Here is a 22,138-nt window from a genome sequence, read left to right on the forward strand (position 1 = left end):
TCTACATGCAATACACTCGCAAGACGTCCTGGGTGGCAAAAAAGTTAATTGCCTCACGAGGCAGGCGTCAGAATGAACTCACCATGACAGGTTGTCGCGGCATTCGAAGCTATGCGGCAAGGAATCGACCCATTGTGATAGGTCAAATCTCGCCTACTGCTTCGATCAGAGCGGGCGTAGTGTTTCTGCCGCAGAAAGATTCGTTGAGCAAAGATAATGCGGAGCAAACGGGTTGGATATGTCGGGAGAAAAGCTCGATCTAAACGATTCGGCAGTCCAATTTGAGCAAGAATGTCCTGTTTTTCAGCGCAGCTTGACCGGCGAATACCTGGCGATGGGGCTTATGTTCCAATCGATATTTGGAATTCTTGCGTGGTCGATAGGCGTCTTGTTTGCACCACAAGGACTAGCCATTATCGTCGCTGGAATTTGGATCCTATGCCGCGCACGAGGATACTTCTGCGGTCGCTGGTTTACGCCTCTAGTGACTCTCGGATTGGTAGGTCCTGTTTACCTAATCTGGCACGGCGATTTGTCGATTCCTCATCCGGCCCTTAATCTCTTCTCTCCACAGATCTTCTTAGCAATGTTGGGTCTGATTGTATACGCTGACTTTGCGGAATTCGTGCCTAGACTGCATCTCCGGACCACCTCACTCTGGAAGCGTCTCAAATGGAAGCAAGCGGCGTTCTGGAGCGTGGTATTTGCATTTGTTGTCTACATGATCCTTATTCCTACAAGTGAATGGATCACTAACCAGATATTCCCTTCTCCCTCGGTACAAATGCGAGAGTATCTTTCTTTTGCTGAAATGGTCCGGCTTCGCAGCATGGAGGCATTCAGCGCTCTCTGGTTTTTCGCGTTTGGAGCAACGATTGGCAGCTTCTTGAACGTCGTGGCTTATCGTGTTCCGCGGGGGCAGTCCGTCGTCTTTCAGCGTTCAAGTTGCCCACAATGTGGCACGCAAATTAAGGGACGCGACAACGTGCCGATATTTGGTTGGCTTATGTTGGGGGGACGCTGCCGTGCTTGTCATTCCAAGATTTCTGCCCGATATCCAATTGTTGAGCTCACCACGGCACTGCTCTTTCTCACGCTATATTTTGTTGAACTAATCTCGGGTGGTGCGAATATCCCAGTACGTCAGCCGAACACATACAGCGGAGTGGTCTGGATCTTGATGTACACCAAGTGGGATCTCATCGGAATGTATGCGTACCACTGTCTTGCCTTGTGCGTCTTGCTCTCATGCGTCTTGATTGACATTGACGGCGAGAGAGTGAATTCAAGAACAAAGTGGTCAACACTAGCGATGCTACTTTTGCCTCCGCTAATCGTGCCGCATCTTATGCCTGTGCCACTGATCACTAATGCATCCACCTGGCTGTCAGCTCCAAGTCTTCAAGCCGGATTGCAATGCTTCAGTGGCTGTTTAGCTGGCGCAGTACTCGGATTTCTAACTAAGCTGGGGATAAGTTCCACCAAGTCGAATGTTGGCTCCAATGGACAAGTCGTCAGTTTTCTGGCTGTAGTCGGCATTACGTTGGGCTGGCAAGCGGTCATTGCAGTGACGGTTATCGGATTGCTGTTGAGAGTGGTCGCTTCATTGTTGCCGCGATTGGGCCTTGAAAGTCTACCAATCACGGTCCATTTCTTCGTCGCATTCTTCGTTCATCACATCGTCTGGCGGTTTGCGATTGAGTATGGTGCGCCTTGGTGGCCTAGTCATCTGACATCGGTACCTGGATGGCTAGGCGTTGCCATGATCTACGGATCGCTCTTGGTAGGAAATCGTTACATGATCTCGGGAGCGAATCCTAAAAGTCTCGATAAATCCTATCTATTCGACAGGGTAGAGAGAGAAATCTAAAACTCGATCGGCAACTCTGAGTCTTTTTTTGGCAACTGAGTCTGTCTGGTCTTCTAGCAGAACTTCTGACTGTCTGATCGCTATACAAGAACGACTGCTTGCAAACGAGTTGCATTTGCGTAGAATTGCGACATCGTTGGATGTGCAATGGAGTTGCACGGGTGTTCCGAGAAGACACGCAGGAGGGAAGTGTTCAGCTTTATCCAGGAGGAAGGACATGTTCTGCGTTCGCTTCGCAATGTATTTGTCGTGCTTCTTGCTTATCTGTAGCGCAGTAGCCGCCGAAGCTCAGGAGAGAGAATTGCCAAGATCAATCGGAGCAAAACAGCCCGACCTATTGGCTGAGGCGTCTGTGTTGCTAGGAGTTCGTGTTGGAGGCGGAACATTGTTTGAATCTCGGGATGCGATGGCTTGGATCCAGACGGGAGAGTTGCCCTCGTATCAAACGATGAATCGTCGTGCAGTTAGGCTACGCGCTTGTAGTGTCTATTTCTATCAGGCGGGGTCAACTTTGCCGGATGACGCTATTTGGCGAGAACGACTGTCGAACCACGGAATTCGCCTAATTGAAGTTCCCGATAACGCATCCAATGCTGGTTTGCTTTTCCTTTCCGATGAACTTTGTCACCTGTTACCTGAGAAGCGTGAAACCATTCAGAAAAATCTCTACGAGGAGCTGGAACGTCGACGTTCTCGACGCGTGGAAGTTAATCTGGCGCTTCATCATCCTGAATAATTTGTATCGAGACAATCTTTGCCAGGTTCCTATTGGTTCCCCGCTTGAAAAGGATATCCATGATCACCAACAACTCTTCGCCGCAACTTCCTGTGACTGTTCTGTCTGGTTTCCTAGGAGCGGGAAAAACGACGGTTCTCAATCATATTCTTTCTAATCGTGAAGGTTTGAAAGTTGCCGTCATCGTAAATGACATGAGCGAAGTCAATATCGATGCGGCGATTGTTCGGGATGGAAACGCAGCACTTAGTCGGACCGAGGAACAACTGGTCGAAATGACCAATGGTTGTATCTGCTGCACATTGCGTGAAGACCTCTTGGTGGAAGTAAGCCGTCTGGCACAGGAGGGGCGATTTGATTACCTGCTTATCGAAAGCACCGGTATTAGCGAGCCGCTCCCAGTTGCCGAAACGTTTACTTTTGTAGACGAGGAAGGTCAAAGCCTTTCGGACTTTGCTTCTTTGGACACCATGGTAACTGTGATTGATGCCCTGAACTTTATGAAAGACTTTGGGTCTTGGGACGATCTTGTTGACCGCAAGATCGGGTTGAGTGAAGAAGATACTCGCAACGTTGTCGATCTTCTGGTCGATCAAGTCGAGTTTGCAAATGTTATCCTGGTTAACAAATCAGATTTGGTCGATTTAGACCAGTTAAACTTGCTTAAGTCAATTCTTGAGCGTCTTAATCCAACAGCTCAAATTCTAACAACCGAACATGGCCAAGTTCCCCTTTCACGCATTCTGGGAACTGGACTCTTCAGCCTACAAGAAGCAGAGGAACATCCCGAATGGCTTACAACTCCTCGTGGTGAAGAGGCGACGGAAACCGAAGAGTACAACATCGGCAGCTTCGTGTTCCGATCTCGGCGACCTTTTCACGCTGAACGGCTTTGGAACATGCTCAACAGCGAAAAGAGCTTCCTCGCCGGCGTGCTGAGAAGCAAAGGGTTCGCTTGGTTCGCTACACGCCACGACTATGCCTATCAGTGGGCTCAGGCAGGCGTCTCTATTCAACTTAATCCTGCAGGAATCTGGTGGGATGCAGCAAACGACGAGTATTGGCCTGACGAAGCACAAGAGCGGACGCAATTGTTGAGTCAGTTCGACGGTAAGTACGGTGATCGTCGGCAGGAGCTGGTATTTATCGGTATCGATCTAGACCAGGAGCTGATTGAAGAGCGATTGCACAAATGCCTTTTGACTGATTTGGAATATGCCTCAGGGCCAGAGGTATGGAAAGACCTGCCAGATCCATTACCTGCGATTCAAATTGATGAAAGCGAATCAGAGGAGGTCGGATCAGAATGATAGCCGATGACAAGGAGCAGTCTTTCCAGGACGAGTTTGATGTAATCGTCGTCGGCGCCGGTGCGGCGGGTGTGGGAGTCGGGGTTGCGCTATTGCATGCAGGCATCGAGAACTTCCTGATTCTCGACCGTCATGAAGTGGGAGCGTCCTTCGCTCGTTGGCCCAAAGAAATGCGGTTTATCACGCCGTCGTTTCCCACGAACTCGGTAGGCATGCTCGATATCAACGCAGTCGCCATAGGGACTTCGCCGGCATTTAGCTTGCAGGAAGAGCATCCAAACGGGCGACAATATGCTGCATTCCTGCAGAATGTCGCAGAGTTCTTTCAGCTACCGGTTCGCGTCGGTACGGAAGTCAACGAGATCGTGGCACGTCATCGCGGTTACTTAGTCAAGACGAACGAGGGTAAGCTGCATGCACGCTTTGTGATCTGGGCAGGCGGTGAATTTCAGTATCCACAGGATCGGCCATTCCCTGGAAGCGAGCATTGTATCCACAATGCCAGCGTGAAATCATGGAAAGAACTGCCTGCGGACGATTGCCTTGTTATAGGTGGTTATGAGAGCGGGATTGATGCGGCCGTTCATCTTGCTAAGTCGGGTAAGAAGGTCACCGTCCTAGACCGATCTGAAAATGCTCCATGGAAGCGAGATGATAGTGACCCAAGCACGAGCTTGTCGACGTACACCGTTCAAAGGCTTCGACAAAAAGACGTGGCGGACCGGGTTCGGCTTGTCAGTGGCGTCGACGTCTACGAGGTCGAAAAAGGAACCGACGAGTATCGCGTTCTATGCACGTCAGGCGAGACATTTGCCTCGAAGACCTCACCTATCTTGGCCACAGGGTTTCGTGGAAGCGTTCGCTTAGTTTCCAGCCTGTTTGAGTCGCGAGAAGAAGATGGCTTCCCTCTTCTTACCAATAGCGACGAGTCAACAATCGCTCCAGGACTTTTTCTTGTCGGACCGATGGTACGTCACGACCAGCATGTCTTCTGCTTTATTTACAAGTTTAGACAGCGATTTGCGGTCGTTGCCAAGGCGATTGCTGACCGGTTGGGGCTTCCCGCCGAGCAGTTGGAAATGTATCGCCAATGGGGCATGTATCTCGATGATCTCTCCTGCTGTGGCGAAGACTGCGCCTGCTAGTTACGTGAAAGACTGAAAACAATGTCCAAGCTATTGACCGAGTCAGCCTGCCAAACAGTATTGGTTGTTGGCATGGAAAGCGCTGGCAAGTCGACTCTTGTCTCATCGCTGGCAGGCTTACCGGCGAACGTTGCCAATTTCCGTGGATCCACCGTCGCGGTAGATCGCTACCAGACGGATGGCCTCGTGTTTATGGATACCCCGGGTATCTTTCGGCAATCGGATACTGAGACTACTCGACATGCATTGAATGCTCTAGGAGAGCATGAAACGGTAGTGCTCGTGGCGCAGGCCACGCAGCTTGACGACGACTTAACTGAGTTACTCCCATTGGTCAACGGAAAGAAAGGGATAGTCGTTGTCTCCTACTGGGACAAAGTTCAGCCTGGCGAAGCGGCCATGGAAGCACTTGAACGTCTTTCGAATGAGTCTGGCGTCCCTTTTATCGCGGTTGACGGCCGCTGCTTAAAAGAACGTCAGCTACGAAAGATCCGAGAAGCGTTGCAAACACCAGCAGAGTTTGCGAACAGTCACTTAAAATCACGTGCAGGATGGCGGATCGAACCTAAGCCTGGCATCTTGGAGCATCGCATTTTGGGACCATTGTTCGCAACCGCAATGCTGGTTCTACCTGCATTTGCAACTATCTTTGGTGCGAACGAACTGGCTAATATCCTGCACCCAATCGTTGAGACGTGGCTTGAGCCACTTGTGGCTTCGATTCAATCCACTTGGCCGGGTTGGCTGCGAGTGCTTGTGACCAACAAGACCGATGGGTTTGGCTATGGTTTGCTTGATATGGGGCCATTTCTACTTGTCTGGGCGCTACCCACGGTCGTTTTGTTCTCTGTCATTCTCGGCGTCTACAAGACTACCGGACTCGTTGAACGAATCAATATTGCTCTTCATCCCTACGTCCGACCAATTGGACTAAGTGGAAGAGATATCGTCAGAATCATGATGGGGTTCGGCTGCAACGTTCCCGCTGTTGTTAGTACACGTGCCTGCTCCGGATGCTCGCGAGATACGGCCGTAGCGGCAATTGCTTTTGGCGCGGCTTGCAGCTACCAACTTCCGGCTACGCTCGCAGTTTTATCATCAGCAGCGAATCAGCTTGGCAATAGTCCCGCACTGCTAAGTCTCGCGTACTTGTCCTATCTTTTTCTTACCACAGTGATATTTCTAAGACTGTCATCGACACGCACCGGCCGAGACGAACTGAACATCTTGATGACTCCCCGACGCCCATTCATGCAGTGGCCAACTATTGGAGCGTTATGGCGTGAATCTCGTTCAACGATCCAGCAGTTCTTTTTTCAGGCGATGCCTATCTTTGTAGTGATCTGTATCATCGCATCGCTCTTGGCGCAACTGGGAGTTCTTGACGCGATGTCAAGCAGCATTGGTCCTGTAATGGCAATCTTTAATCTACCAGCGGAGGCTTCCCTGCCGGTTATTCTGTCATCGATTCGAAAGGATGGGATTTTTCTTTTCGCAGGCGACCAAGGATTTACGACTCCTATGTCGGCAGCTCAGGTACTTACAGCGGTCTATCTGGCTGGCGTACTGCTGCCATGCTTGGTGACAGCTCTCACTATTGCCAGAGAAACAAACTGGCGGAAAGCAGCTTGGCTACTTCTACGCCAGGGTGGATTCGCTGTGGCATTCTCATTGATTCTTGCCTGGGGAGCATCGTGGATTCTGTGATCAAACGTAACATGCAGAGCCCCCTCGTAGCGTCGAGAGTACGAGGGGTCGAAAAACTTCGCCGGCGTGCTGCCGACCTATTTAATCAGCAATGCTGGTGCTGGGGACGCGATGTTTTGCGTCCTCAGGGTAACTGGCTCGTCGAGCAAGGTTTTGATCAGCTCAAGCCTCCGCCCGAAAGGGAGGACTGTTCCAGTAGCGTTTATCGATTGTCAATTTCCGAGGGGCAGAGCGTTGTCTTACGAGGATTCGGCGCGTTCTTCGGAGATCGTAATCTAGGGGGCGTCTTTCTATTCCGGAACAAATTCGCTCCGCGGTTTATGGCAGAACCGGAGTTGATCAATCCACCCTGGTCTGAATCTGATTTGCCGTCGTCGGCGCCAATCACGGACGACAATCGAGGACGGTATCTGGAGTTAACACTCCGCCTGATCGACTGGATCATTAGCTACGAAACCGATGTGATTTCTAGGCTAGGCCTCCAGTACCGGGAGATGACGCTTTTTTCGTGGAACAATAGCAAACGTTCTTCAATCCCTGCCCGGCAATTCGTCTCTTCCTGGCAAGAGCTTTCGCACAATATCTCCGATAGCGAAGACGTTTTCATCTGAAAACGCCGCAACGCACTCTGTGACAAATTTGACCAATTGTGCCATGAGAGCTATGACTTAAGACACGCAAAGGTTCGTAGTTGGCAGATCCGTTATCAAATTTAAAAGGTGGAAATTCCATGAAGACTGTCGTACCTTTCGTCACACCTTTCGCTGTTGCTCTTTTTCTTTGTGGGGCTGTAAATGCCGATGACCATGCAGAAATGAAAAAAGAGCACGAAGCGGCCCATCTTGAGCATGATAAATGGCAGGCAGAACACGCTAAGTGGCACGTGCAACACCTGAAAGCTCTTTCGATGTTAATGCGATTGCAAGCGGAGAATCTTGAGCATGACGCCGAATTAGCTGAACACGACGAGGAAATTCGAGCCCACGAAGATCATGCACACCACCACGACGAAGAAATCGAAGCACATGAAAAGTCTGGTGATGCGAGTGACCACGAAGCTCAAGAGGAACAGCACGCGCAATTCATGAAAAAGCACGAAGAGTTTGCGAAGCTACATGAGAAACTGCATTCAGAACATGAAGAGCTGATGAAAGGAATAAAGCAACTCTTCGAAAAGTCGCAAGCTGCTGAGAAACAGCGTTCCGCGGTAAAACTACACTAGCTGCCGGCTTGTTTCTATGGAGTCGGCAGCTTTTTCATACGCCGATGGTTTCTAAGCTGGATCTCTCTTTCCCCATACTAGTGCGACGATACAGTCCGCAGGCAGAAATGCTCCGTCAATTCCCATCAAACGGCGGCTTCTTATTCCAAATCTGATTCACTTGCAGCCATTTATCTCAATAACTAGACTGAAGGCACGCGAAGGTCCACTTTTGGGAAAAACGCTCAGCGCAGCCTTTTTTTCTATTAATTTTTCGAACTGAAGACCCTGTTGGTACAGGGACTACTGTTCGTTCTTGTCAGCAAGGACCATGCCGTGTGCATCTGCAGCGATAAGAAAACCGGCTTCACGCTTGTCGAAGTCCTTGTCGTTATTGGAATCTTAGGACTCCTTCTCGCATTGTTATTGCCTGCGATCCAGCAGAGTCGCGAAGCTGCACGTCAGGGACAGTGCAAAAGCCAGCTGCGTCAGTTAGGAATTGGACTCCTCAATCATCACGATGTTCATGGTAAATTCCCCCCTGGCTGGACGGGAAAATCAGAGTCTGTCGAGCACGACGTTTTGGGCCCAACCGGTTGGGGATGGGCGGCGCATTTGCTCCCATTTATTGAGCAAGACAATTTGGCCAATCGAATTGCCTTGGATTGGCTTATTCTGCATCCAGCTAATGATGTCGTGAGAACACAGGCAATCGGTTTGTTTCATTGTCCGTCTGACATCGATACTCCACCACTTCAATTCGTCGATCACGGTATTTCTTTATACGAGTTGCCAGAGTCTAACTACGTCGCAAACTTTGGGCTAGGAAGACCGTCTGGATGTGATTCGCTCGCATTTACCGGGCAACAATGCGACGGCGGCGCAATTCGAGGTCCTTTCCACCACAACAGCAAAGTAAAGCTTGCCGACTTCTACTACGGTTCGTCCAATACCGTGCTCGTAGGCGAACGTGGATCCTCTAAATCTGAGAACCAAGCCGCCGCAACATGGATCGGAGCGGGACCAGGTATTGCGTATCCATTTGCCCGAATCCTGGGGACATCATCCATTGGACTAAATCACGACGAATCGGTCGACAATTTTCGAAGTTGGCATCCAGGAGGTGTCTTCTTTGTTTACGGCGATGCCCACGTCGAAATGCTACGAGACCAAATTGAAGCTGACGTCCTCGCCAAGGCTACAAGTATTGATTTGATCAGTGAATCGATTCAAGGCTTCGTGGACGACTTGGGTAACACCGGGGGAGGCAGTTCCCCCGGCGATGATGGCTCGCATGGAGATTATCCACCGGGCGACGATGGTGGCGTGAATCCTGTGCCGGGAGACCCGCCGACAGGAGAGTATGTGCCTCCTTCACTCGTCAGACCGCCTCGAGGAGGGTCCGGCGACGGCCTCTGCCCTATCTGCGGCGAAGACACAGAGTATTGGTGGCTCCATATCGATGGGTTTCGTGACCATAAGAAACCGATTGTTCCTGCTCCAAGGTAGTTTGATGGCCGGCTCTTGGATCTCGTCATTTCAAGTAGTGCTGGAAGTCCGATGGCTCCTATGGTCTCGCTTCTATCGCAATCGATCTTAAAAATACATATCTATTAACATGCAATTTATACGCTAAGGCATTGACACTAATTCCGGTTGTATCAACAATACGGAAAGTAACATTGCTTTCAGTGAAAATCAGTTCGGTCATGACTTCACCCCTTTACCGCAGCACATCGATCTTGCTCTCTGCTGCCCTGCTTATCGTAGTAGGGTTCGGGGATGCGTTGCATTCGCTGCCAGGGATGGGACATGCCGGGCATTGCCACGGCTGGACATGCCACTCCGCATCGAGTGAGCATGGGCATCAGCATCATTTGCACGATGGGCACTCGCACGGTGCAAGCACATCTTGCTGTGGTCACTCGCATAAATCCTTGCCAGACACGGCTACGGCGCTTGCTGAGACCTCAGGCCAGTTCGATGGCACAATGCGAGATCAGCACGATTGTGGGCTATGCAAACTTTTAGCAAGCCTTAAGCAGGTTACTCCGGCAACGGTAGCGATGCATCAATGGCATTCGCTCGCGGTTGCTCAATCATTCTCAAAACTTCAACGCCCCGAGTCGAACTTTGTTCTGGCATATCAGGGACGAGCGCCGCCAATTTCTCTTTAGTGGCGGTATCTATGGCGAAAGCTCATTAGAAGCTTCGACCGCTGGATGATCTTATCCTGGCTTCGTTGTTTCGGCAGCAAGTAAGAAATTGTGCATTCGCTTTTCAGCCGCTTACACGTCACGACTATGCGTTCTCTGTGAAGACTGTCTTCTTTGGCTACTTCGCCAACGGGACGAATGAAACAGTCACGAGAACAGTTCTAGCTGATCTAGTTTGCGATGCAGGGCAGTATTGCAGTTGCCTTTAGGCCATTGTTGGCAATCAAAATGCTCGCAGGCTGATACAAACCAAGATTGGTAGCCCACGACCAATCGGCGCCATTCCAACGTGCGGACGCAAAGGTAAGTGTTTCCTGCATTTACGGCGGGATTATGTTCCAAATGTTAGATTTTTATGACAAGGTGTTCTCCCCATGATTTTGAAGCTTTTCCGAAACCGTAAGGGGCAGGGTTTAGTCGAATACGGTTTGATCATCGCTGGCGTGGCCCTAATCTGTGCTGCAGCTGTTTCCGTCTTCGGTCACAAAACCAGCGACCTGATCGCTGCTGTTGCTACCGTTTTGCCAGGGGCTCATGTTGACGATAACGGCCCGATCGCCAGTGGCAAACTTATTGAAACCACGTCAGCCGAAGAAGGCACGATTGCGTTGGATGCTCAAGGAATTGCAGCAAATTCCGAGACCCCGCGTCTAGGTGTAAATGTCGGCCTAAATACGACTCCTCGTAACGCATTTGGCGGTTTGGTGCTGGAAGCGGGCGAGTAGAAGATAGCTACGCTTATTACGCGTACCTTTGCGTAGGACCTCCGTGGGTTTGCCTTGTGCGGCCCACGGGGGTTCTCATTTTACGACCAAATCCATCAGGCATTTCGTGACGGTTGATTGGACAATTTTGGTGCCCTTGTGCGTGCTGGCGATCGCAACTGTCTGTGATCTACGGACGCGAGAGATACCAGATTGGCTTTCCATTGTCCTGCTGTGCTGGGGGTTGGTTGCCAAGGTGATTGGTTGGATTGAACTCCCTTGGATAGCCCTGACTCTAGGCTTCGGCTTAGGTGTGATTGCTACGTTACCCTTCTTCTGGCTCGGCGCTCTGGGAGGGGGAGACGTGAAATTGATCACAACTTTGGGTTGGGTGATCGGTCCAATTGGGCTATTGATAACGCTTCTGGCCATGGCCATAGCTGGCGGAGTTCTGGCAATTATTGCCGCATTGCGTGGCCAGAAAGACTACGCCTACGTACCGGCAATCTTAGCAGGTCTAGTGGGTTGTGGAATATTGGAATGGATTTACAAGGTAGACATCGTATAGCAACAGGACTGCTAATTTCAAAGATAGTATCGTATAGCCTCGGAAAGTGACATGAATACGCAAAGGAAAGGTCAATCCCTGGTCGAATTCGCCCTTGTTGCGTTGGTGCTTTACCTCCTGCTAGGGGCAATTTTTACCTTCGGACATGCTCTTTACGTGGCACAGCAAGTGCAGTTATCGGCCGATCTTTTGGCTAGAGAGGTTTCTCGAACCCCAGCCAGCGTAACAGCACCAAGTTTACGAGAAGTTCTTAGAACCGAGACCATTGAGGATTCGCTCTTCAGGGAATCGCTTCTGATTTACGAGTACAGCGAGGGAGAAAACCTTGCTGAGACAATTCAATCTTGGCCTTTGGTCAATCGACAGCTTTCCGTTGTCATGGTCGACGACGGTGAAACGTTTCGTATTCCTGGAGCGCGAGAACGGCAAATTGGTGGTCAGACCCGGATTCAAATTGCTAGAACCTTTGACGCGGACTTCTCCGAAGATGGCGACTGGATCGATGTAGTCGAGGAACTGGTCGATGAGTCAGGCGATAGCGTTTTCCCTCCGATGACCGATCGTGGTGGTGTTGTTGCTCTTCGTATCAATTACCCGGTGCACTCCGCATTTTTGACGGCAATGGAGTCGCCTCTTGCTGACTCCCAGTTCGGTGATCCAAACACCAAGTTCATCGAAGTTTCAAACCCAAGTTCAGAGTTTAACGTTGGTGCTCCCAATCGACTTGACCCAAGAGTTGAACTTTATGGCGGTGAGAATGGACTCGGACGTCAATATGAATGGGGCACACAAGTGAGGCCATATCGACGGATCGTAACTGGCCAGGCGATCTATCGCAGAGAAATATTTACGCCTTAATTTGCGAAATTGAACATGGCCAAAAGAAATACTTCGTCCCGACGCCCGTCCATTTTCCTGCCACTGCTTCTTGTGTTGGTTTTGCCGGCCGTGTTATTCGCAGGCACGTTAGGCACGCTGGTAGCACTTGGAATCGAAATTCCATTTTTGAAAGCTCCGGAACCGCCAACGCTGCAGATCCCATCAAACCCTCGTCCCTTGGCAGCCTACCATCGTGTTGGACGGGATGATCTCATCGATTTCGAAACCGGCCAAATCCGCTACATGAAAATGCCGCCGGCCTCTGCCGTGGGTAGTAAGCTCAAAGGAACGACTCTGAGTGGCGAGATCACAGAAGGTGTCGTTCAGTCGATTGAAACAAAAGAAATTCAAGGAGGAACCTATCCTGTCTTTATTCTTTCGTCCGGCGACGAAGTGCCTTTGCCCAATGTCGACGAAGTGGGAGGTGCTTATCTGCGTTTGGGAAATATCATCGGTCGCGTGCTTGATCGGAACAAATCAGCCAATTTCGGTTTTACGGAGGGTAATTTCTTACCTGAGGGAACTCGAGCTGGAACTGTCGGTGGTGTTCCTAATGGAATGAAGGCCTACACGCTAGAGGCGGGTAAGCTAGTTGGCATCCACGGCTTGAACATTGGCGATAAAGTTGACCTTCTTGCAAGCGTTCCCATCGAAAAAGTAGGTAGCGGTGGAGCATTGGCCGGAAATGGTCTTCTTGCGTCGTCCATGATGGCTGGCAAACAATCAACGAAATCTCGCGACAAAGATATTTCCGAACCGCATTTAATCGCCAGCGATGTTCAAGTAATTACACCCGTTTATCGCCGTGCCAAAACGACTACCTCATCTTCGTTAATCGATGGTACATCAACAAGAAACACTCCTGTTGAAGAGGTCGTTTTAGCAGTTCACGAAGGTGACATACCTTCAGTCACCGAAGTACTGGCAATGGACGTTCCTATTACCGTCGTCGCTCACTCGGGACGTCCAAGTGCCGAACTGGAATCAAATATTCCTGAGGGAATGACGCGAGTAGTCGTTACTCCACGAGAAACGATTCCGTATACGGAGTTGCACCTATCGCAGTTAATACCTGGTGGAGCGAGACAGCCACGGACCATCCTGCTCGCCGATGAACAAGTGAAAGATCTGAATGTTCTGGCGACTTCAGATCAAATTGTGGGTCGCGTCGTTCGACGCGCCAAAGCGCCTGGAACGTTCTTTACGGAACAAGATTTCTTCCCTGTAGGAACATCGTCTGGGCTTTCTGCGGCTGTGCCTGCCGGACAAGTTGCTTATACGGTCGATGCGTCCAAGCTTAACGGAGTCGCGGGGCTTGGGCTGGGGGATCGATTCGACCTGATCGCCACACGGCCGGTTGATTTCCAAAAGATGGCACAGCGTATTGGTGCCAAAGATCTAGCGGTTTCCTCCGCAATTCGGCAAGGTGGTCTACGACTCGATGCCGGAGCTCATACCCAGGTCGTTCTCCGCGGAGCGACTGTGATTGCACCGCCTGGCTCGTCGGCAATGCGGATGCATGGTGCGGTTAATGGTAGTACCCAACAAGATGTTCAATCTCCCATGGTCATCGCCGTTTCTCCGGATGAGATCTCAAAATTGAGTGAGGTTTTGGCCGTTGAAACGCGATTAACGGCCATCCTCAGGGGAAATAGAAATGAGAATGATGTCGAGCCAATTTCCGATTCAGCAGACCCTACAGAATCAGTTCATGTTCTCGACTCGATGATTGGAAGCGATCGTCAACCGATTGTCTTCTTAGGGGATCGAAAGAGCTCACCCACGAAACCGCTGAACCTTGGTGATTTATTACCCTTGGAAGACGGGGGAAATGCAAACGATAAGGGGGGAGAGTGATGAGAATCTCCCGATGTCTACAAAGACAACGACAAGGCTACGTGCTGGTTTTATTTGCTATGTTGCTTTGGATAGTTCTTGGAATGGCGGCATTAGTCATTGATTTGGGATTGGCGAGAGTCCACTTTCGACAGATGCAGTCGGCAACCGATACTGCCGCAATCGCAGGACTTCGAGAAGAGCTCACGGGCGACTCGAACCGAGATAAGCCGCGCTGGCTGGCAGCTCAAACTTTTCACCCAAACATCGATCAGAACTTCGAATCGTACGCTACTCAGCAATCTGTTTTGAGCATTAATAATGATTTACCACCATCAGGAGGCGTCGTAGAAGATCCCCGCGGAAAGCGATGGATACCTAATCTCGCGTCGAATGCTGAAAACGTTCCCAACGGAGACTTAGAGTACAGCGAAACTGAGAGAACTTTCATAGCCCGCATAAGACGCTCGGCAGTCGCTCCGGTTGATGGTGTTCGAAATGATTCTATGCCGCAGCCATACCTTTTCGGACGTGCGACAATCCGCACACCGTCAAGACCAAGCGAGGCGATCTATCGGGGAATATGCCTTAGATCAGCTTCAATCGCCTCGATCACTCCTGCATTGGCGATGGGACCGCCTATTGTAAAGCAAGATGGAGAGCCTGTTGGCGGCGTTCAATACGCGGCTTCACTCGACGAATGGAACGATTCAATTGTTCATGCAATCATTATCGCGGAAGGCAAACTACCCAGTTGGTATAGCGTTGGCAACATCGCTCCTGACCAAGAATTAGACCCAGCAACTTCTCCAACTGGATACGTTGCCATTTATGCTCCTTCCGTTTCGGATCGCATCGTCGGATTTGGCTTTGTGATAGATGGCGAGCCTCAGGCCGGTCACGTGGCTGAAACAAATGCGACAAATCGATTGTTGCTCGACGCTGAGGGTGATGACCGTCCAAGTCTCGAGGAATACCACCAACTCCTTAGCTTGTCTCAAGATAACTTTGTCCAGACTTATTGCCTATCGTTGACCCCCGCGAATGAATTCTTAGAAGACTAACGCTCGTGTCCACCAAACCTCAAGTACTTACCGTTACCCGGGACCCAAAGTTACGAGACGAATTGCAAGATTTGTTGTCGTCGTTCGAGGATCGCTCGTTCGTCGTGGTAGCCGCTCAAGACAATCGTCAAGCTGTCGAGATCGCTCGCACTCGCCATCCGGAAATTGCATTGGTTGAGATGCGAGATAATAGTTTGCCGATTCAATCGTTTGCGAGAGAGATGTCTGCCGTTTCTCCAAACACGACAGTTGTCGGCGTAATCAGGGACGGGGCATTCTCTGGGAGCACGTCTGAAAGTCAGGTCGTAATTGATGTGCTGAGGAGCGGCGTGAAGGATTTCCTTCACTATCCATTCTCGCTTGGAGAACTTGATGAGTTAGTCCGACGCGTAGAGAAGAGTGCTCAGAAGGCGCCGGCGAAACTTGGAGCTGTAGTTGCCTTTGTTAGCAACAAAGGCGGTGTTGGCAAATCTACCTTGGCCATTAACACCGCGGTTGGACTTGCTCAGCAGTTCCCTGGACAAGTATTGCTGGTCGATGCATCACTACAACTTGGAGTTGCTGCGTCGATGCTTGATCTCCGGCCTTCGGCAACCCTCACGGAAGCGGCAAAGGAACAGAGCCGTTTGGATACCACGCTCATTCAAGAGATGGCGGTAACTCACTCGTCTGGACTCCATTTGTTGGCGGCGCCAAGAGATGCCGTCGAGGCAGCAAAGGTCGATGAGGAAGTCATGACGCAAGTCTTGTCACTTGCTCGCCGCTCTTACAACTACGTAGTTGTCGATACGTTTCCCGTATTTGATGCGATTTCATTGGCAATTCTTGATTTGACATCACGGGCTTTTGTTGTCACAGAAAACGTCATTCCAACTCTTCTTGGAACGGCCAAGCTAATTGAGCTCCTCGAGAAGTTCTCCTATCCAGCAGATCAAACGGAGATCATTTTAAATCGTCAGCAACGCGTATCGGGGAGTTTAAGTCCAAGCGACATTGCAACAAGACTTCGGCGTCCGATTGACTGGGTGTTTCCATACGATCGAAACGTTATTGGTGCTGCAAACACAGGCATTCCCATCGCGACAACGGCTCGAGGCTACTTTGGGTTTGGACGCGAACTTAAGCGTTTCATAAATGAAGTAGCGAAGACACGCGGTGAGCTACATGCCAACGGTGTTGCATTTCCGGTTAATGGAAACTCGAGCCAAGATGTGAAAAATGGTCACGGTCTCCTGGAAGTTCAGCTGAAGGAGCATCGATGAGCGACGATTCACTGCGTGATCTTTTTGGTCGCAATACTGCGTCCGTTCCCCTTCAGCGGATGAAGCGTGAAGAGAAGAAACGCAGCCAAACGCTGCAAACTTCAGTTCCGTTGGCGAATGAATCTGGAAGCGTTAACTACTTAAACGTTAAGGCTGATTTGCATCGAACGTTACTCGATGACCTAGATCGTCGTAACTTAATCGGGGCAAGTGAATCGGATCTGAATCGCTTCGTACGGGATTTTGTCGATCAGGCACTCGAAGAAACTGTCGTTCCATTGAATGATCAGGAACGGGCTCGGTTGGTCGATGATCTTTTGGAGGAAACCTTAGGCGTCGGTCCTTTGGCCAGCCTGATGGCAGATCCGGCGGTAACCGATATTCTGGTAAATGGGCCACATCAGATTTACGTGGAGAGATTTGGCCAGTTAGAACAGACTAAAGTTCAATTTCGCGATGATGACCATCTCATCCGTATAATTCAGCGAATTGCTTCTCGAGTAGGACGCCGTATCGATGAAGGTTCGCCAATGGTCGACGCTCGTTTAGCGGATGGCAGTCGTGTAAATGCAACGCTCCCACCGGCAACGATCGATGGCCCAACACTTTCGATTCGTCGTTTTGGCAAGCGACGTCTAAGAGCCGATGATCTGCTGCAACTAGGTATGTTCTCGGAAACTATGCACCAGTTCTTGCAATACATGGTGATTGGTCGGCGTAACATCCTTGTCTCCGGTGGTACTGGCTCTGGTAAATCGACGTTCCTTGGCGCGGTAGCTGAATCGATTCCTGACCGCGAGAGAATCGTGACGATTGAGGATGCGGCAGAACTAATGCTCGATCAAACACATGTCGTCCGAATGGAAACCCGTCCTCCAAATGTTGAGGGGCGAGGAGTCATAACATCACGTGACCTCATGGTGAATTCGCTGCGTATGCGACCGGATCGAATCATTATAGGGGAAGTGCGTAGCGGCGAAGCACTCGATATGCTTCAGGCGATGAATACTGGGCATGATGGAAGCTTGACGACGATTCACGCAAACAGTCCCCGAGACGCTTTGAGCCGACTTGAGACCATGGTATTGATGGCAGGACTTGATCTACCTTCACGTGCCATTCGAGAGCAAATCGTTTCTGCAATCCAGGTCATCGTGCATGTGCGTCGCTATGAAGATGGTGTACGTCGGGTGGAATCCATTGCAGAAATCGCCGGACTCGAGGGAAATACGCCCCAACTTCAAGAGATCTATCGCTTCCGTCATCAAGGCCGTGAGGGCAAACGAATTCAGGGGCAACATCAAAGCACAGGAATTGTTCCTCGCGTGGTTGATCAACTCCGAGCTCTCGGAACCGACCTTCCTATGTCGCTGTTTCAGGCCGGAGGATCGTAGTGGGAACGGTAATCCTACTCGGAACGATTGGTGTCCTTGGCATGGTGGCGTATCGAATGCATCAGGCTCAGTTGCGTGCGTTAGCCCTGGATCGCTTTCAATCCCTTGAAATTGTCGAGCTAATCGACGAGCAAAATACCCAACCGCTACCACAACGCCAAGTTATTCGCCGCTATCTTTGGCTTCCCTGGATTTGCGGAGCGTTTGCATCGGTTATGGTGTTTTGGTTGGTTGGCTTAAGTGTCGTGATTTCTCTAACGATGGGGCTGATCGTTGCATTGCTCCTCGTGATTTTGGAAGTCTGGAATGCACAGCGGCAGGCTGCAAAATTGGAAGAGCAATTGGCCGAAGCAATTGACCTGATGATTGGAACCCTGGGAGCAGGGGCTGGTCTCAGCACGTCGATGAGCGTTGTTATCGAAGAACTGCGAGATCCTCTTCGTGGGCAGTTCAAAGAGATATTAGGGAAAATCAATTTCGGCGAGGATGCTCGGACCGTTTTTGCTCAACTCGCTGCTCGTATTCCACTTGATACCTACCTATTATTCGCCTCCGCATTGTCTGTTCACTGGGAAGTAGGCGGAAATCTGACACCTACACTTTCCGCTGTTGGGCAAACGATTCGTGATCGTTTGGAAATTGCCCGTCGCATTCGATCGAATGCGACGCAGTCCGATATATCGACGATCGCAATTCTCGGACTGACTTACTTTATTGCGTTAGTAATGTGGAGAAATAGTCCAGATCAGATGAAGGCATTCGTTACTTCACCAACGGGGGAGTTTTTTGTTGCAGGCTCGATGCTGCTGCAAGCTGTTGGAATCGTTTGGATGCATTGGATGAGCCGGCCGAAATTTTGAAATGAGTAACTTTTGGATTTTCTTCGTTGCGAGCTTTTGGGGGATTTCATTTATTGGAATTGCCCTACTGTGGCGTATGCTGCGGGCCTGGCAATTGACTCAATCACGTTGGAATTCTAACGAGGAAAGTGTCGAGACAAGCGAGACAGATCTTCGAGATATGGCTTGGCTTAAACGCTGGTTGTATCGTGCAGGGTATCGAAGTGAGGACGCATGGACTTGGTGGCTAGTCTCCACGATCATGTTTGTGGCTGTTGGAGCGATCGTTGCTCTTCTGTTTGTTTTTAGCGGCGCACAGTTGCTGATGATTCGGACGATTACATTGGTCCCTGGAGGTACGGGAGAAGTTTTTCTTCCGCTTGCCTACCTAGCCCCCTGGTTTCTTGCGGTCACGCTTGGCCTCACGCCATGGCTTATCGTTCGTCAGCGACGAAGGGATCGGGTACAAAAAATTGAACAAGACTTGCCATTAGCAATGGAACTATTAGCGACACTTAGCCAAGCTGGCCTTGGGTTTGATGCGGCGCTCTCCCGTGTCATGGAGACACGCCTAGCAATTCGACCGCTGGGCAAAGAGCTTCGGAGTTACCAAGCTGATGTTATGTCTGGTCGTGCGCGCTCAGAGTGTCTTCGCCGTCTTGCGTGGCGAGCTGATGTGCCAGGACTATCCATTTTGACATCGGCACTTGTACAAGCAGATCAAGTGGGTATGGGGATTTCCGACGTTCTTAGAAGACAGGCAGATGACTTGCGTTCACGCCGTCGAGAACGGGCCAATATGTTCGCCATGGGACTCGCTACGAAGAGAATGTTCCCACTGGTGATCTGTTTTCTGCCGGGGCTCTTTGTCTGGACGCTTGGCCCGGTATTCATCCAGTTGATCCAAATGGCAGATACTTTTACCCAAGTACGCAACTTCTAATGCGACCGACTACTCAGTTGATCGATGCGCAATCTGGAGCTGTATTGCTTACGCGACTGCAATTGGCGATGACATTTTGGAGCCGGTTTCGAGGGCTTCAGCTTGCTCGACGGTTAGAAAGCAACGAAGGGCTTCTGCTCGCCCCGTGTCATTCCGTGCACACGCAGTTCATGCGTTTTTCCATTGATATCTATTTTTGCTCATCGTCAGGCGAGGTACTTTCCCGCAAGCTAAATGCGAGACCATGGATTACTGTTGCCACTAACAAGAAGGCTGGTTTTGTAATTGAAACGACTTCTCGCACAAAGCCTTTGCTGGAAGTCGGACAAGAAGTCTCGTTACATAATACATTTGACCAGAACATTACGTTCCATAAGTGCCTTGCTAGCATGGGTGGGCGTTAAGACACTTCCAAATCTCAGCCGTTTCGGATAAACGGGCTGCATCGCATGCAACGATTTTGCCGATATCAAGTCGTGTTGCTGTAAGGTAGCACGCAAAGGGACTTGATAATCAGCAGAGCCGTGCAATTCAATGGATCACATTGCGCACGGACATTCCTCGAACCTGGTATGGCTCGATGTTGCGTGCATTCTTGTTCAATAAATCGCTGGCAATCTTAATCGTTCTTGGTGGGGCGATTTCTTCTGCAACGGCTCAGAGTACGCAGCAACCACTTGTTCACAATTTTCAGACAGACCAGCCTTTGTCGACGGTTCGTATCGCTCAGGCCCCAAGTCGTCCGTTAGAGGTCGCTCAACCTCCGGTGTTCGTGGACCAGCCGCCAGTGATACCGCAAGTCGATCGGCTCGAACGACTGGAAGATATTCCGCCGGGGTTGAGAGTGCCTCAGCCTTCGGAGGCTATTCAAAAAGAGTATGGGGAGTTTGTTCAAGGAACAATTGACCCTGAAAACACTCTAACGATTATCGAAGGGCGACCTCGAATTCTCGTTTTTAAGGAAACTCCCATCCGGATCTATCTTCCAGATGACCGGATCGCCACTTATCAGGTTATCTCTGACAGAGAAATCTCGTTGGTAGGCGTTCGGCGAGGTACGACAGTCCTAAATATTTGGGTTGCTGACCCAACACAGCAAAGTGGACAGAGGATCCTTAGTTATTTAATTCGTGTGCTGCCTGATGTAGAAACGGCGCAGCAGTTGTCAGCGACCTATACGAACTTGAGCAACGAGATCAATCAGGCATTTCCCAATAGTTATGTCGAACTGCAATTTGTAGGAAATCAACTGATCGTCCGAGGACAGGCGAAAGACTCGATCGAGGCTGTTCAAATCTTGCAGGTTGTCGCCGCAAATGCTCCAGGCACTGCATCGCGACCACAGCTTCAAAATGGCGAGATCGTGCTCCGAGATCAAACGGTAGCTACAGTGACAGATAATGTCGTGCAGCAGCAGATTGATACACTTTCTCAGACGCTTCGTGATGCAAATATTGTCAACTTGTTACAGATCCCGGGCGACCAGCAAGTCATGCTGAAAGTGACCGTTGCTGAGGTCAATCGCAGCGCCGCACGCAGTATTGGAATGGATTTCTCGGTTGCAAACGACGCCGGAACCGTATTTCAGCAAACGACCGCAGGCATTCTTTCCGGAGGTTTGTCATCTTCGGCAAATGCCGGGAATATCATGGCCTCATTAGATGGGGGCCAGATCGATATCGCCATCCGAGCATTGCGTCAGTTGGACCTTGCAAAGTCACTCGCGGAGCCAACGCTGACTACCCTTAACGGGCAGACGGCAAGTTTTAGTGCAGGCGGACAGTTTCCTGTTCCGTCAGCAATCATCACAAATGGTGGTTCCGCGCAGGGAGTGCAGTTCATACCTTTCGGTGTGCAGCTCAATTTCACCCCCAACATTGTTGATCGGGATCGTATACGTCTGGTTGTCAATGCGACGGTCAGTAGCCGAGATGAAAACCTTGGAACGAATGTTGGTGGTAGTAGTGCGGCAGGTGGGACGAGTGTGTCGGGGCTTCAATCAAACGATTTCAGTACTACAGTCGAACTGCGAGAAGGGCAGACATTGGCGGTTGCTGGACTGATTCAACATAACTTTGGAAGTAATGCCCAAAGAATTCCGTTCTGGGGCGATCTTCCTGTCATTGGAAGTACAGGTGGTTTGAATCAGACATCTGCGGATGAGCAGGAGCTTGTCGTTTTGATCACTCCTCAGTTGGTCCATCCCATCGACGCATGTACCGGGCCAGCGTTGCCTGGTGATGATATTCACGAACCAAACGATATCGAATTCTTTCTCTTGAATCGACTCGAAAGTCGTCACACCAAGGGATATCGCAGTCCCGTTCGTACTGACTATCACCGTCAACACGTGGGAAATCATTGTGATGAATGCCAATTCCTAATCGGTCCGACAGGTCGTGCATTCAACTGCTGTGATCAACCAATCCTGTACAAATAGTTTGCTTCAAAAAACAGAAGCGTG

Annotated in this window: 18 protein-coding genes; all 18 read left to right on the forward strand. The window is 50.4% G+C overall.

From position 1 onward, the window contains the following. Nucleotides 1-238 precede the first annotated feature (238 nt). The 18 genes from LA756_RS27230 (at nucleotide 239) to LA756_RS03860 (ending at nucleotide 22,114) form a co-directional block, all read left to right on the forward strand. Nucleotides 239-1,870 carry a prepilin peptidase gene (locus LA756_RS27230; RefSeq protein WP_315858340.1) on the forward strand — a complete coding sequence of 544 codons (1,632 nt, stop codon included), beginning with the start codon at nucleotides 239-241 and terminating at the stop codon, nucleotides 1,868-1,870. Between the two features lie 217 nt (nucleotides 1,871-2,087). Next, nucleotides 2,088-2,606 carry a hypothetical protein gene (locus LA756_RS03780; protein ID WP_224438549.1) on the forward strand — a complete coding sequence of 173 codons (519 nt, stop codon included), beginning with the start codon at nucleotides 2,088-2,090 and terminating at the stop codon, nucleotides 2,604-2,606. A 59-nt stretch (nucleotides 2,607-2,665) separates the two neighbouring features. After that, nucleotides 2,666-3,916, forward strand: a complete 1,251-nt coding sequence (gene zigA / locus LA756_RS03785) for a zinc metallochaperone GTPase ZigA (protein ID WP_224438550.1) — start codon at nucleotides 2,666-2,668, stop codon at nucleotides 3,914-3,916. Then, on the forward strand, nucleotides 3,913-5,061 hold the full coding sequence (locus tag LA756_RS03790; RefSeq protein ID WP_224438551.1) for an NAD(P)/FAD-dependent oxidoreductase: 1,149 nt from the start codon (nucleotides 3,913-3,915) through the stop codon (nucleotides 5,059-5,061). The genes zigA and LA756_RS03790 overlap by 4 nt, the downstream gene beginning before the upstream one ends. A gap of 21 nt (nucleotides 5,062-5,082) precedes the next feature. Continuing rightward, nucleotides 5,083-6,768, forward strand: a complete 1,686-nt coding sequence (locus LA756_RS03795; RefSeq protein ID WP_224438552.1) for a nucleoside recognition domain-containing protein — start codon at nucleotides 5,083-5,085, stop codon at nucleotides 6,766-6,768. 730 nt (nucleotides 6,769-7,498) lie between these two features. Then, nucleotides 7,499-7,990 (forward strand): hypothetical protein, encoded by a 492-nt coding sequence (locus LA756_RS03800; protein ID WP_224438553.1) that lies wholly within the window; start codon nucleotides 7,499-7,501, stop codon nucleotides 7,988-7,990. Nucleotides 7,991-8,305: 315 nt separating this feature from the next. Further along, entirely contained in the window at nucleotides 8,306-9,478 is a 1,173-nt protein-coding gene (locus tag LA756_RS03805; RefSeq protein ID WP_224438554.1) for a DUF1559 domain-containing protein, read from the forward strand. A gap of 1,081 nt (nucleotides 9,479-10,559) precedes the next feature. Continuing rightward, nucleotides 10,560-10,910, forward strand: a complete 351-nt coding sequence (locus tag LA756_RS03810) for a Flp family type IVb pilin (RefSeq protein ID WP_224438555.1) — start codon at nucleotides 10,560-10,562, stop codon at nucleotides 10,908-10,910. Nucleotides 10,911-11,016: 106 nt separating this feature from the next. After that, the gene (locus LA756_RS03815; protein ID WP_224438556.1) at nucleotides 11,017-11,457 is read left to right on the forward strand and encodes a prepilin peptidase; all 441 of its coding nucleotides are present in this window, start codon (nucleotides 11,017-11,019) and stop codon (nucleotides 11,455-11,457) included. Nucleotides 11,458-11,508: 51 nt separating this feature from the next. Then, nucleotides 11,509-12,315: a TadE/TadG family type IV pilus assembly protein gene (locus LA756_RS03820; RefSeq protein WP_224438557.1), complete on the forward strand. Its 807-nt coding sequence runs from the start codon at nucleotides 11,509-11,511 to the stop codon at nucleotides 12,313-12,315. A 15-nt stretch (nucleotides 12,316-12,330) separates the two neighbouring features. After that, a complete protein-coding gene (locus LA756_RS03825) occupies nucleotides 12,331-14,193 on the forward strand; it encodes a hypothetical protein (RefSeq protein ID WP_224438558.1) in 1,863 nt (620 codons plus the stop codon). 41 nt (nucleotides 14,194-14,234) lie between these two features. Beyond that, nucleotides 14,235-15,236, forward strand: a complete 1,002-nt coding sequence (locus LA756_RS03830) for a Tad domain-containing protein (RefSeq protein ID WP_261362084.1) — start codon at nucleotides 14,235-14,237, stop codon at nucleotides 15,234-15,236. A 5-nt stretch (nucleotides 15,237-15,241) separates the two neighbouring features. Beyond that, on the forward strand, nucleotides 15,242-16,498 hold the full coding sequence (locus LA756_RS03835; protein ID WP_224438560.1) for an AAA family ATPase: 1,257 nt from the start codon (nucleotides 15,242-15,244) through the stop codon (nucleotides 16,496-16,498). Continuing rightward, entirely contained in the window at nucleotides 16,495-17,892 is a 1,398-nt protein-coding gene (locus tag LA756_RS03840) for a CpaF family protein (protein ID WP_224438561.1), read from the forward strand. The genes LA756_RS03835 and LA756_RS03840 overlap by 4 nt, the downstream gene beginning before the upstream one ends. Beyond that, entirely contained in the window at nucleotides 17,892-18,752 is an 861-nt protein-coding gene (locus tag LA756_RS03845; protein WP_224438562.1) for a type II secretion system F family protein, read from the forward strand. Before LA756_RS03840 ends, LA756_RS03845 begins: the two co-directional genes overlap by 1 nt. 1 nt (nucleotide 18,753) lies before the next feature. Next, nucleotides 18,754-19,674, forward strand: coding sequence for a type II secretion system F family protein (locus LA756_RS03850; RefSeq protein WP_224438563.1), 921 nt, complete (start codon nucleotides 18,754-18,756; stop codon nucleotides 19,672-19,674). A gap of 68 nt (nucleotides 19,675-19,742) precedes the next feature. Continuing rightward, complete coding sequence (locus LA756_RS27300) at nucleotides 19,743-20,078, forward strand: DUF192 domain-containing protein (protein ID WP_224440470.1); 336 nt, start codon at nucleotides 19,743-19,745, stop codon at nucleotides 20,076-20,078. Between the two features lie 440 nt (nucleotides 20,079-20,518). Continuing rightward, complete coding sequence (locus tag LA756_RS03860; protein WP_224438564.1) at nucleotides 20,519-22,114, forward strand: type II and III secretion system protein family protein; 1,596 nt, start codon at nucleotides 20,519-20,521, stop codon at nucleotides 22,112-22,114. The last annotated feature ends 24 nt before the right edge of the window (nucleotides 22,115-22,138 follow it).

It is taken from the genome of Bremerella sp. TYQ1, from assembly GCF_020150455.1.
Taxonomy (GTDB): Bacteria; Planctomycetota; Planctomycetia; order Pirellulales; family Pirellulaceae; genus Bremerella; species Bremerella volcania_A.

Coding starts and splice junctions, on each gene's coding strand:
- LA756_RS03850 (WP_224438563.1), top strand. CDS start 18,754: ATGAGTAACTTTTGGATTTTCTTCGTTGCGAGCTTTTGGGGGATTTCA.
- zigA (WP_224438550.1), top strand. CDS start 2,666: ATGATCACCAACAACTCTTCGCCGCAACTTCCTGTGACTGTTCTGTCT.
- LA756_RS27230 (WP_315858340.1), top strand. CDS start 239: ATGTCGGGAGAAAAGCTCGATCTAAACGATTCGGCAGTCCAATTTGAG.
- LA756_RS03795 (WP_224438552.1), top strand. CDS start 5,083: ATGTCCAAGCTATTGACCGAGTCAGCCTGCCAAACAGTATTGGTTGTT.
- LA756_RS03790 (WP_224438551.1), top strand. CDS start 3,913: ATGATAGCCGATGACAAGGAGCAGTCTTTCCAGGACGAGTTTGATGTA.
- LA756_RS27300 (WP_224440470.1), top strand. CDS start 19,743: ATGACATTTTGGAGCCGGTTTCGAGGGCTTCAGCTTGCTCGACGGTTA.
- LA756_RS03780 (WP_224438549.1), top strand. CDS start 2,088: ATGTTCTGCGTTCGCTTCGCAATGTATTTGTCGTGCTTCTTGCTTATC.
- LA756_RS03800 (WP_224438553.1), top strand. CDS start 7,499: ATGAAGACTGTCGTACCTTTCGTCACACCTTTCGCTGTTGCTCTTTTT.
- LA756_RS03825 (WP_224438558.1), top strand. CDS start 12,331: ATGGCCAAAAGAAATACTTCGTCCCGACGCCCGTCCATTTTCCTGCCA.
- LA756_RS03820 (WP_224438557.1), top strand. CDS start 11,509: ATGAATACGCAAAGGAAAGGTCAATCCCTGGTCGAATTCGCCCTTGTT.
- LA756_RS03810 (WP_224438555.1), top strand. CDS start 10,560: ATGATTTTGAAGCTTTTCCGAAACCGTAAGGGGCAGGGTTTAGTCGAA.
- LA756_RS03840 (WP_224438561.1), top strand. CDS start 16,495: ATGAGCGACGATTCACTGCGTGATCTTTTTGGTCGCAATACTGCGTCC.